Here is an 11,737-nt window from a genome sequence, read left to right as displayed (position 1 = left end):
CACGATGATCGAACCGGAGAATAGACGGCCCTCGCCGCTCGCGCCCGCTAGCCGATCGGGGCCGCGGACCGGACTCCGTATATTCGGAATTGCATACCGCGATATGGCATTCCGGATTCGGCCCACTCGCTCACGATCAAGCAGAACGCGCCGTCGAACCTGCTGTCCGGATGGGCATAGCAACCGTACAGACGCGGCACGATATCCGGACCGCCCGGCGCCCAGAAAGACCCTTTCACCGGTCGATAGGTCAAGGCCGCGCGCCAGTTGTCGGTAATCCTGGCGGCAACCTTGACGAACGCACCGTAGGCCCCCGCGTCGAAACCCGACATCACCCAATTGCCCTGTATTCGCCGCAATCCGATCTCGCCGAGCTTCGTATTGTCGGCCAGGATGCCGAAGCGCGGGTCGCTGCCCGGATCCCGGCCCCAGCCCCAGTCGTAGCCGTTCCAGCCCCAGCCCTGCCAAGCCGCCGGGTCGGTGAGCGCGGCATGGTTCTCGCGTACTCGCCACAACAGCATGTTCTTGTTCCGGGCGAGCCCACCGGTGGAGATGACATAGACATAGCCGTCGCCGCCACGTTCCCAGGAGATCATGGTGCGTTTCCCGCCGTAGGCGCTTGTGGACCACCGGACAGCGGTATTGATCCAGCTTTCTCCGTTGTCGTCGGAATAGCGGATTTCACACCAGCGCTCGTTCGCCAGCCCCTGGGTGACCATCACCCACAGATAGATTCGGCCGCCGATCGTTATCGCGTCACAGGGCAGGATCGTGGAATACTCCGGGTTGTTGTGCACGTAGTCCCAGAGTTGTCGTGCGTCCCGCGCCGCCGATCGGAACACGATCGGCGCGGCCATATCGTGGGTGTCGCTGCGCAACAGCATCGGCGAACGCCAATTCGGGCCGCCCACTCTCGGTTCGGTGCCGGAGAACGTGTCTCCGAGAACGTATCCGATCTCTCCACTGGGCATGCGGAAGGGAATGAACAGATCCGAGCCGCCGATGTCGGCCATCGGAAGCGGATTCAAATTCTTGATCTTGGGCATCGCCGGATCCTGTCGATTTTCGTGCATCGCTGCCAGATCAGCTCGTAGGGCATCGAAACGGCCTACTCCATCAGTATCAGGTGTCGATGGCTGCGATGTAGCTCGTTCGAGCCGATGAATTTGCGCGACAATGCGGAAACCGACTGTGCAGATTGTGTTTTCCAGGCGGACCGGCCCCTGCCCTGTCTGCTTCCGGCACGCCTTATCCGGCGGGATCGGATGCGGTGGGCGCCCGCGGCGCCAGGACCCGGCAGTACGACCTGGCGCGGCACGAGGAGCTTCCCGCCGGAGTTCTACTTGTTCGGCGGAACGAAGGGCTGATTGACCGTGGTGAAGTATTGGACGAGGGCGGCAACGGCAACGGGTGCGGTGATGAAGAGCTGACCGGCGAGGGTGCCCAGTGCGCCCACGGCCAGAATGCCACCGAGACAGCCCACGGCGGCGGCCGGGATGAACGGACCGAACATACCGACGATCGTCGCGGCGGCGACGGTGGCGCCGGCGATGCCGCCGAGCACACAGCCGACGAGACCGCCGCCCAGACCGCCTACGGTGGTTCCGATCGCCGCGCCCGTCGCGATGGTGTCCTTCAGCCGGGTGAAGGCGGCGACTTCCCGCTCGTACGGCGTTCGCCAGTGCGCGGTGTCCTCGAAGGGAAGCGCGACCGGGCGGTACTCCGCGTGCTCGACATCGAATCGCGGTGTGAGCGTGGCGCTGCGGCCGCTGATGTCGGCCGTGATCGGGAAGACGAAATCGTCGACGCGGAACTGCAGCGGCGTGCCCGCGAGTACGGTGCCGTCGGCCGCCTCGATGGCGAAGACTCCGTTCTCGACCTGCATCGAGCCCGAGTCGATGTGGACGACCACGCTCCGCTCGGAGGTGGTGGCGGTGTAGTTGACGACTTCGCCACCGGCATCCTGAGGTGCGGCCCCGGCCTGTGCGGCCGGGACGCCGGCAATCGCGACGGCGAGCGTCGATACGGTGGCGATCTTACGCAAACCCATGTTCTCGGAAACCTTGACCTTTGTTGTGAAGGGTGTGATTCGTCGGCTTCGAACGCTCTGCCGTCAGTCCTGTTTCACCGTGCCCAGCACGGCGCCGCTGTTCGCGTCGACGGTCACCTCGTGCTCGATGCCGTCGGGCGTCCGGACTTCGATCTCCCACACCGTGGTTGCCCCCTCGGCGTCGAGTTCGGCGGAAACCGCGGTGCTACCGGGCACGGCTTGCAGCGCCTTGTCGATGGCCTGCTGCCTGCCGATCGTGGGAGCCGCGGTGAGCGCCCAGTCATGGTCCGGCAAAGCCGCGGCGATGGCATGCCGACCGGGCGCCTGAGGATTGGTGGCGGCATACAGCGCCACGGGGCCACCGACGAGGACAGCGGCGACGGCGGCGCCAGCCAGCAGCCTGCGCCGACCCGGCAGTGCACGGCGGATTGTGGCTTTCATAGTGAAACCTCCTGCGGGAGTGGTCGTCTCGAAGATGTCGATCACATTCGCAGGGTGTGGCTTAAGGCAGCCTGAAGTCACCTGAAATCCGTTTCAGGATTGCCGCGGAATATCCTTCGCGTTCCTATGCCATTGCCGGGTTCGCGGCGTTAAAGTCGGTTCAGGGTCGGGGTTTCCGGGGGTTCTCGCATTTGTCTCCGTCGGTCAGTCCCGATGCTGCCCGCGGCAGCCGTGCCCGCTGCTCGGCCGCCGCCGAGGCGCGGGGGTGGGTGCGCTCGATCCCCTCCGAGTGCGCCCGCCCTCCCTGATCACCTCTGGCGATGTCGCGGGCAGTTCGCCGATCGCGCACCCGCTCGACGCCGGATCGCACTGGCCGAACAGCGGTGGCCGCCCGCCGCTCACCCGGCGTCGAGGCCGATGTGCCGGGCGAGGACGGCGAGTTGGTCGGCGAAGTGCTCGATGAACTCCCGGGAAGTGGGATCGGTGTCGCAGAGGCCCTCGATGATGTGCGGCAGTGTGGTGGGCGCCATGGCGGCGGCCATGAGCATGATGAGCAGGCAGCGGGGGTCCAGCTCGGACGGTAGCCGCCCGGCGGCTTGCAGCGCGCGCAGCTCTTCGACCCCTGCGCTGAGGTTGTGCGTGCGGGCGGCGCGGTCGGGGTCGTCGCCGGGGCCGGAGTATCCCAGGCCGCTCCATGCCAGCAAGCGCGGTCCGGACGGGTTGTGCCACGCCTCCATGGCGTATCGGCGCAGCTGCTCGGGCAGCGGCGTGCCCGCGGGCACCAGCTCGCGCTGCCGCTCCTGCCACTGCTGCGATATGGCCTGGTACAGGCCCTCTTTGCCGTCGAAGTAGTACGAGATCAGCTGCACGTTGACGCCTGCCCTGGCCGCGATCGCGCTGATCCTGGCGCCCGCGTACCCGTGCGCGCCGAACTCCGCCACCGCCGCATCCAAGATCAGCTTGCGGGTGCGCTCCGGGTCACGCTGACGCTCCTGCGGCTTGGGTGACCTTCGGGGTTTCGACGGCATCCCTGGATCATACCGCCCACCAGCAATTTCAAATGATCACCTAGTCTAATCAAATGAATACTTGACAAAAACACTCGATCGTTTGACGATGGCGTGGTGCCGTAGTCGACGGCACCACTCACAGCAAGGCAGGGCGACAAGATGTCAAGTGATGCAAGGATTCTCATCGTCGGCGCCGGTGTCGGCGGGCTGGCTCTCGCGCAGGCGCTGCGCCGGGGCGGGATCGACGTCACCGTCTACGAGCAGGACCCCACACCCACCATCCGTAATCAGGGCTACCGCATCCACATCGACTCGAACGGCAACGCGGCGCTACGGACCTGTCTCTCGGCCGAGGCGCTCGACCTGGTCCGCCGAAGCAGCGGACACAACGGTGACCTGTTCGCCGCGTATACGCACCACCTGGACCAGGTGATGGTGCAAACTTTTCCCGAGATCGCCGACGACGACATCACGTGTGTGGACCGGAACGCTTTCCGCCATGCGCTGCTCACCGGGATGGCCGATGACGTTCACTTCGGGAAAAGGCTGTCCGGTTACCAGCTCACCGATTCCGGCCGGGTACGGGTGGAGTTCGCCGACGGCGGCGGCGACGAGGGCGACGTGCTCGTCGGCGCGGACGGCGTCGGATCGGCGGTCCGGCGACAGCTGCTTCCGGACGCGACGGTGCGGGACCTCGGTTTGCGCTGCCTCTACGGCCGGATGACGATCACCGAGACCACCGAGCCGCTCATCCCCCAAGACTTGCACCGCGGCTTCTCGTGGGGTCGGCGACGGCGACGGGTGCGGCGCCGGGTTCGCACCGGTGCGATTCCGCGCACGGCCCGACGGGACGGCGGACTATCTGATGACCACGCTCGTCGCCACGCCGCAACGTCTCGGCGTCGCGGATGCCGACCTGTTCGCCTCCTCCTCCGAGCAGTTGTGGAAGCTGGCCGTCGATACCACCGCCTCGTGGCACTCGGCGATCCGTGAGCTGTACGCGCACGCCGACTCCGGCACGTTCTTCCCGATCACGATCCGCGCCGCCGAGCGCCTCGACGCGATACCGTCCGGCCCCGTCACGCTGCTCGGCGACGCCGCCCACGCCATGCCGCCGACCGGCGGCGCCGGGGCGAACACCGCGCTCCAAGACGCCGCGACGCTCGCCGGGGAGCTCCTCGGCGCCGCACGAGGCGACAAGCCGTTCAGCGAGGCGGTCGCCGCCTACGAACGCGTCATGCTCCCCCGGGGATTCGCCGCCGTGGACGATTCGCTGCGCATGGCCGGACATTTGTTCGGCAACGCCGTCTGATCCGGCGGCGGGCGAACCAGCGAGAACCCGGTCCGGAGGCATTCATTCGGCGACGAACTCCGCCTCGCGTTCCACCGCCTCGATGGTTCCGAGCGGCACCCGGATCGGGCCGGGGATGTAGGTGATCGAGCGCAGAGCGCCGCTGTAACGGAAGGTTCCGCGGCGTTCCCGCAGGTCCCACGCCACGGGGCCGCGGGCGTCGACGCCGACGGAGATTCCGGTCCACGGCGACATGCCGACCAACTGGACCTGATCGAGCAGCCGCGCGACCTGGACGCCGTCGATCTCGACGGCGAAGTCCGACCGCAGCCGGGGCCGCACCGTGGCGCGCACGGTGATGCGACGCACGCCCGCCGCGAGTGGTTCCGTCGTCACGGTGTCGTAGCGTCCGTAGCTGTTGTGCCCGAACGTCACGCGGCCGTGCTCCACGTAGAGCAGATAGCCGCCCAGCGGATCGCCGTGCGCGAGGAGAACCCCTTCGTCACCGGCCCGGTAGCCGTCGAGTTCGGCGTCGATGACGAAGTCCCGATAGGTGATCAGCCGCTGCGAGCGGTACCGCTCCAGGGTCGGCGTGCCGGGCAGCAGCCGGACGGGTGCCGAGAATCCCTCCTCCTCGGGCCGCCGCCGTGCCAGGTCCTGCCGTGTGACCAAGGGGAATACCGTATTCGCCCAGGCGGATTCGTCCCAGGCGGCGGCCAGCTCCGCGACCTTCTCCGGGAACCGCTCGGAAAGATCGTGCAGTTCGGTGGGGTCGGTGCGGACGTCGAACAGCTGCCACCGCGGCTCATCGACGGCGGTCCCGGGCTCGTACAACGACAACAGCTTCCATCCGTCCCGGTAGAAGCCCCGGTGGCCCACCATCTCCGAGTACTGCTCGGTGTGTGCGGACAGCGCTCGCCGATCGCGCAGCGTCTCGACCGCGGAGACGCCGTCGAACTCTTCGGCCCGCCGACCGTTACGCACGGTCGGCCGCCGCAATCCGGCCAGCTCCAGCAGTGTCGGCGCGAGATCGGTGACGTAGGTGTACTCGTGCCGGATGCCGTTGTCGCCCTCGCCGCGCGGCAGCCCCGCAGGCCAGGACAGCAGGAACGGTACGCGCACGCCGCCCGCGAACGTCGCCCCCTTGTAGAAGCGGAACGGAGTATCGGACGCCTGGCCCCACCCGCGCGGATAGTGCACGCCGAGCTTCGCGGTGCCGATCGACTCCTCGTCGTGCGGAACGTCGCCCACCCAGTCGGGATCGGTGATGTGCGCGAACTCCGCGAAGTAGGTGCGGGTGCCCTCCGGTCCGCCCTCGGCGGTGCCGCCGTTGTCCGAGGTGAACACCACGATGGTGTTGTCGAGTTCGCCGAGCTGCTCGAGCGTGTCGAGGATGCGCCCCAGGCTCTGGTCGATGCTGTCGACCATGCCCGCGTACACCTCCATGTACCAGGCGAAACGGCGCTGTTCGGCGGGAGTCAGCGAGTCCCACTCCGCCGCTTCGTATCCCGGCTCGGTGTTGCGCGGTTTCTGCTGCGTGCCCGCGGGGAACAGGCCCTGGGCGAGTTGCGCGGCGAACCGGCTGCGCCGCAGTTCGTCCCACCCCTCGGCGTATCGACCCCGGTGTGCGGCGGGGTTCATCGTGGCGTCGCGCACCAGGTGCCATTTGCCGACGGCGTAGGTGGCGTATCCGTTGCCCCGCAGGATCTCCGGCAGCGTCAGTACGTCGTCCGCGAGTTCCAAGCGCAGACCTGGATATCCGGGATCGGCGTTGGCGACGAATCCGAAGCCGGCACGGTGGGCGTTGATGCCGGTGAGCAGCGACGCACGCGAGGGCGAGCACAGCGGAGTGGTGTGATAGTTGGTCAGCCGCAGACCGTTGGCGGCCAGCCGGTCCAGCGTCGGCGTCTCGATTTCGGAGCCGAACGGGCCGATGTCGCTGTACCCCATGTCGTCGACCAGCACCACGACGATGTTCGGAGCACCCTCGGGGGCGGTGGGCGGATAGCTCCATTCGGGAGTGGAATCGGCGGTGGTGCGACCGACCGAGCCGCCGAAATCCTGGTAGCCGCGAGCATGGGGTGGAACAGGCATCTGTGCATTCAAAGCCACCCGATCCCCGGCTCACCACTCTTTCGCGCACCGTGCGCCGAACAGGTGACCGGGTGGTCTGTTGCTGCCGGTGCGCGTCATGCGTGCAACGCGTCCACCAGGTCGGCTACGTCCGCCGCGTCCGGTTGGTAGCCCGGGAAATAGCAGCACACCTCGCCGATGCCCGCGCCGAAGCGGCTTCGGATCTGCGCCGCGCACTCCTCCGGCGTGCCGACCACCGCGATCGTGCGCACCATCTCCTCGGTCACCAGCGTCCGCATCTCGGCGAAAGCACCCGTCTTGGACAACGCGTGGAGCCGATCGTGCAGCTGCGCCCATCCCTCGACCTCGAGGACCGGACGATAGGCGGGGGTGGACCCGTAGAACGCGATGAGCGAGCCCACCCCGCCCACCGCGTCGGCCAGAGCGTCCTCGGTGCGCCCCAGCGCGACCATGACCTGACCGATCACCGGAAAGTCCGCCGGGGTCCGGCCGGACAGGCGCAGGCCCTCGGCGAGGGCGGGCAGAGTGCGCTCGGTGAAGTGCCGCTCGCTGTTGAACGGCATCACCAGCAGCCCGTCGGCGACTTCGGCTGCCTTGCGGGTCATCACGGGCCCGAGCGCGCCCATCAGCACCGGCGGGGGCCCGAACGGGTTCGGGCCGGGATCGAACGTGGGCGGCATCAGCGTGTGTGTGAAGTACTTGCCGCGAAATTTCAACGGCGCCAGTCCTTCCCACGCGGCGAAGATCGACTTCACCGCCGCCACGCTCTCCGCGGTGCGCTCGGCGGGCGCGCCCCAGCTGCTGCCGTAGCGCTTCTCGATGTGCGCGCGGATCTGCGAGCCCAGTCCGAGCCGGAACCGCCCCTCGCTGTACATCTGCAGGTCGTAGGCCGAGTGCGCCAGATGCATCGGGCTACGCGGCCCGGCGATCGCCACATTCGTCATCAGTTCCAGCCCCGTGGCACCGGCCGCGACGACGAGCGGGAAGAACACATCGTGCGGGCCCTCGAAGGTGAACAGGCCGTCGGCCCCGGTCTCGGCCAGCTTCCGCGCGTCGGTCGCGACCTGCCGGGGCGCTCCGGTGACCTGTAGATGAACCTTCACAGCGACCTCCGCCGGCCATCGATGCGCCACGCCTTCCGCGACACGACGCACCCATCGTATGGACAGTACTCCGTGCATGTGTCCAGTCCGGCGAGAAAGCATCCGCGGGCGCGGAAGGTGTCACAGCAGGGCGAACGTCAGGCGCCGGAGCGGCGGTGTTCGCGCACGTTCACGACGACCACGACGTCACCGTAGGGCGCCGCCCCCATGGCCAGCCGGTGCACCAGGCGCGCCAGGCCGACGCGTCTTCCGTATTTCGCGCGCATGCCGTCGCGCACCTGATCGAACAGCGGCCCCGTTCGCACCGATTCGGCCGAGCCGTGGTGCTGCCGTGACCCGAGGGCCGGCTCGCCGCGCCAGTCGGCGGCTTGCACGATGACCCGATGTTCGCGGGCCAGGAAACGAGCCTCGTCCGAATGCGACGAGATCTGGAAAGCCAAGCGGCCGTGGTCGATCGGCAACACGAGGTGCGCAACCGTATTCCAGTGCCCGGTCGAGTCCGGCCGAGGGTAGGTCACCAGCACTGTGCTCGCATCCCACCAGAGCATTCCCGGGTGCCATTCGCTGGGACGGTCCGGTACGGCACCGAGGCGCTCCGAACCCGGTCTACCTCTCTGCCGGGTGTAGCCCTGGACTCCGCTGCCGAGCAAGAAGCTGCCGTGCGCTGAAGATGTCATTGCGTAGGAACCTCCGGGGACAGGTGCGTATGCGGTGAATGCCGATCCGATCTCCGTACTGCGATCGCCGCCGCGGCGCCGTTGCCGGGTGTCCGGCACGACGCCCGGGCACCAGTGCGCGGCTCTGAGAAGAGCTACCATTTACTCATAGATTTGCGTCCCACCAGGTCAGGCAGCTTCGTGTCGTCCGGTTCCCGGTCTCGGGCGAACGGTCAGGTTCCGCGCTTCGCCAGGAAGGCGCTGCGACCGTGCGGCTCGGACCGGTGCGCACGGACGGCGTTCACGACCGCGAGCAGGACTCCGATGGCGATGAGGACGCTGCCGCGCAGCCACACCTCCCCGGCGATCCGGGTGAACAGGAACAGGCAGGAAGCCAGACCCGCCCAGGGCACGACCGCGGGCACGCGAAAGTGCTCCGGCCCGTCGGCTTCGCGCCGCAGGATCAGCACCGACCCATTGACCGCCGCGAACACGATCAGCAGCAACAACACCAGTGTCTCGGCAAGCTCGGCCACCTCACCGGTCAGGGCGAGCAGCAGCGACACCGTCGCCGTCGTCACGATCGCCACCCACGGCGTGCGACGGCCGGGCAGGATCCGGCCCAGCGCACCGGGAAGCAGCCCCTCGCGGGCCATGCCATAGGCCAACCGCGAGGACATGATGCCGGTCAGCAGCGCGCCGTTCGCCACCGCAACCAAGGCGACCACCGCGAACAACCTTTCCGGGACACCTCCGGCCAGGCGCACCACCTCCAGAAGCGGAGCGCTCGAGTTCGCCAGCCGATCGGTGGGTACGACCGCACCGGCCACCACCCCGATCAGCAAGTACACGCCACCGGCGGCGAGCAGCGCCCCGAAGAGGGCTCGCGGGTAGGACCTGCGTGGGTCGGCGACCTCCTCCGCCAAATTCACGGAGGTCTCGAATCCCACGAACGAGTAGAAGGCCAAGACGGCGCCCGCGAGCGTTGCGCCCACGACTCCGCGCTCGGCTGTCCCCACCTCGGTGAGCCGGCCCGGATCGGCGTCGCCGCGGATGATCACCCACGCGCCGAGCCCGATGACCACGACCAAGCCGCCGAGCTCGACCAGCGTCGCCGCCGCGTTGGCGCCCAGGGACTCTCTGACGCCGTAGACGTTGAGCAACGCCAAGGCGGTGAGGAACACCACCACGACCGCGACCGTCGGCAACGCCACCAGAGAGTGCAGGTAGTCCGCGGCGAACGCCCTGCTCAGCGCCGCGACCGAGACCACACCGGCCGCGAGCATGCAGAAGCCGACGAGCGATCCGGCGGCCGGGCCGAACGCTCGGCTGGTGTAGTGGGCCGAGCCGCCCGCCTTCGGATATCCGGTCGCCAACTCGGCATAGCAACCGGCGGTGAGGCAGGCGAGACCGAGCGCCACCAGCAGCGGCAGCCAGACCGCGCCGCCGGATTGCCGCGCGATGGCCCCCACCAGCACGTAGACACCCGCGCCCAGGATGTCGCCGAGGATGAAGAAGAACAGCAGGGGCGTACCGGCAACCCGTCGCAGAGAATCCACCACGGTGCGCGGATACCCGTCGCCCGGAGAATCGCACCACGTCGATTTCCGGATGCCGGAAGGCCAGGCGTCGCGAGATCAGCGCGGTGGTTTGCTCATATCCCGATTCATCACCGGGAGTTCGATGCTGATCGGCATCCGCAGTTCGGCCAGGTAGATCAGCGCGGCCTGCCGGAGGAACTCGTCGAAGAGCCAGTAGGCGTCCGGCGCCAGGGGCACGACCGGGAGCAAACCTTCGCGAACCGCGATGAACGGGCCCCAGCTCACCCGCAGCAGTGGGTCCCAGACCGGTTCCCTGGGGATGGCCAGCCCGTCGGCGATCTTGTCGCCGAGCAGGAAGCGGGTGAACGCGCCGAGCACCGGCTTGCTCAGGACGGCGAAATCGAGGTTGACCCCGAGTCGCAGCAATCGGTCGGCGAGCTTCGCGCCTTCCGGGGTCGGCGCCAGGATCGGATCCAGAACCTGCGCGGCCTGCGAGTCGGCCTCGGCCCATGAGTTCGGAATGTATTCGTCGCGGATGCCGAGCATGTGCGCGCAGACCTGCCACGAGTGCAGGAACGCCTCGGACTCGGCCGCGGGGATCGGGACCCGCCACGCGGTCAGGTGCTTCATGACGGTGGTCGGCAGGCTGTGCCAGGTGACCATCATGTCGTTCTGACTGATCGGGATGTCCTCTTCGGCCGAGTGCACCCAGTGCGGCGACTGCGGCAGCAGGTGACGCACCGCGGAATGAACCAGCCGGGTTTTGAGACAGGTCACGACCATTTCACCGTTGGGGCCGTAGGCATTCGCGGTCCCGATGTCGTAACCCAGTTTGGCGGTCTTCAGGATTCGATCCTTCAGATCGTGACCGCCCTTGGAGTAGTAGACCGCGCGCGCCTCCTTCGGGATGACCGTGCTCATCATGCCGCTGGCCAGCCCGTACAGCACGCCGAGATAGAGTCCCCGCTTCTTGTTGAACTCGACCGCGGTCGCGAGTTTGCCCTGATCGGCCCACTGCGGCAGCCGACGGGCGTATTCCATGAAGTCCCGCAGGTCAGACGGCAGACCAGCCGGCAACGGCTGACCATTCCTGGTCCAGGTCCGTAACAATTCGTTGACCCTGGGCACCTCGCCCCGGTCCAGTAGTGAGGCGACCAGCTGGTCGGACTCGGGGTCCCAGACGGTGAGCGGATCAGCCCCGTCCCCGCTGCCCGCCACCGAACCTTCGGGAGACCACGTCCACGGCTCCGCCCGCGCCGGGGTCGCCATGGCCAGTGCGCCGAACGCACCCAATACTCCACCGGCCTTCAACGCGTTGCGCCTGCTGAGTCCATCCATGTCTTCGCCACTCCTCATTGAGCCCGAGCGCCACCGGGTTGATCCATGAAGCCGGTCGCGCCCGCCCGCATCGTTCTGCGGATCAGAACAGTCATTAACTTAACAAGTCGCGTGGCAGGCTGTCCCAGCTTTCCGGAAATCGATCCCGGCTTCCTCGACTCGTTCGCCGGATCCAGCGGAGTTGACGCAGATACTCGCTACACCAGCGCGTTA

The 11,737-nt window shown here is 67.7% G+C and carries 11 protein-coding genes; 2 read left to right on the top strand and 9 right to left on the bottom strand.

Annotation, left to right across the window (positions count from 1 at the left end; genetic code table 11):
- Nucleotides 1–47 precede the first annotated feature (47 nt).
- The 4 genes from LTT66_RS26835 to LTT66_RS26820 all read right to left on the bottom strand — a co-directional run bounded on the left by LTT66_RS26835 (nt 48) and on the right by LTT66_RS26820 (nt 3,519).
- Nucleotides 48–1,046 (bottom strand): DUF4185 domain-containing protein, encoded by a 999-nt coding sequence (locus tag LTT66_RS26835; protein ID WP_233061203.1) that lies wholly within the window; start codon nt 1,044–1,046, stop codon nt 48–50.
- A 293-nt stretch (nt 1,047–1,339) separates the two neighbouring features.
- Complete coding sequence (locus LTT66_RS26830; protein WP_195099983.1) at nt 1,340–2,050, bottom strand: hypothetical protein; 711 nt, start codon at nt 2,048–2,050, stop codon at nt 1,340–1,342.
- 63 nt (nt 2,051–2,113) lie between these two features.
- The gene (locus tag LTT66_RS26825) at nt 2,114–2,491 is read right to left on the bottom strand and encodes a PepSY domain-containing protein (RefSeq protein ID WP_233061201.1); all 378 of its coding nucleotides are present in this window, start codon (nt 2,489–2,491) and stop codon (nt 2,114–2,116) included.
- Between the two features lie 398 nt (nt 2,492–2,889).
- The gene (locus LTT66_RS26820) at nt 2,890–3,519 is read right to left on the bottom strand and encodes a TetR/AcrR family transcriptional regulator (protein WP_233061199.1); all 630 of its coding nucleotides are present in this window, start codon (nt 3,517–3,519) and stop codon (nt 2,890–2,892) included.
- A 141-nt stretch (nt 3,520–3,660) separates the two neighbouring features.
- Between LTT66_RS26820 and LTT66_RS26815 the strand changes: the two genes are divergently transcribed.
- Together LTT66_RS26815 and LTT66_RS26810 are read left to right on the top strand one after the other, a co-directional pair.
- Nucleotides 3,661–4,494, top strand: coding sequence for an FAD-dependent oxidoreductase (locus LTT66_RS26815; protein WP_233061197.1), 834 nt, complete (start codon nt 3,661–3,663; stop codon nt 4,492–4,494).
- The gene (locus LTT66_RS26810) at nt 4,442–4,813 is read left to right on the top strand and encodes an FAD-dependent oxidoreductase (RefSeq protein ID WP_233061196.1); all 372 of its coding nucleotides are present in this window, start codon (nt 4,442–4,444) and stop codon (nt 4,811–4,813) included. The genes LTT66_RS26815 and LTT66_RS26810 overlap by 53 nt, the downstream gene beginning before the upstream one ends.
- Before the next feature lie 42 nt (nt 4,814–4,855).
- Here the strand turns inward: LTT66_RS26810 and LTT66_RS26805 are convergent, their stop codons facing one another.
- The 5 genes from LTT66_RS26805 to LTT66_RS26785 form a co-directional block, all read right to left on the bottom strand.
- On the bottom strand, nt 4,856–6,886 hold the full coding sequence (locus LTT66_RS26805; RefSeq protein ID WP_233061194.1) for an arylsulfatase: 2,031 nt from the start codon (nt 6,884–6,886) through the stop codon (nt 4,856–4,858).
- Nucleotides 6,887–6,981: 95 nt separating this feature from the next.
- Nucleotides 6,982–7,989: a TIGR03617 family F420-dependent LLM class oxidoreductase gene (locus LTT66_RS26800; RefSeq protein ID WP_233061192.1), complete on the bottom strand. Its 1,008-nt coding sequence runs from the start codon at nt 7,987–7,989 to the stop codon at nt 6,982–6,984.
- Between the two features lie 137 nt (nt 7,990–8,126).
- Nucleotides 8,127–8,666 (bottom strand): hypothetical protein, encoded by a 540-nt coding sequence (locus LTT66_RS26795; RefSeq protein WP_233061190.1) that lies wholly within the window; start codon nt 8,664–8,666, stop codon nt 8,127–8,129.
- Nucleotides 8,667–8,878: 212 nt separating this feature from the next.
- Nucleotides 8,879–10,207, bottom strand: a complete 1,329-nt coding sequence (locus tag LTT66_RS26790) for an APC family permease (protein ID WP_233061188.1) — start codon at nt 10,205–10,207, stop codon at nt 8,879–8,881.
- Between the two features lie 75 nt (nt 10,208–10,282).
- Nucleotides 10,283–11,524 carry an oxygenase MpaB family protein gene (locus tag LTT66_RS26785; RefSeq protein WP_195099991.1) on the bottom strand — a complete coding sequence of 414 codons (1,242 nt, stop codon included), beginning with the start codon at nt 11,522–11,524 and terminating at the stop codon, nt 10,283–10,285.
- Nucleotides 11,525–11,737 lie beyond the last annotated feature (213 nt).

Source organism: Nocardia gipuzkoensis (assembly GCF_021183645.1).
GTDB lineage: Bacteria > Actinomycetota > Actinomycetes > Mycobacteriales > Mycobacteriaceae > Nocardia > Nocardia abscessus.
The sequence above is the reverse complement of the archived record's forward strand: the minus strand, read 5'-3'. Positions and strand labels throughout refer to the sequence as shown.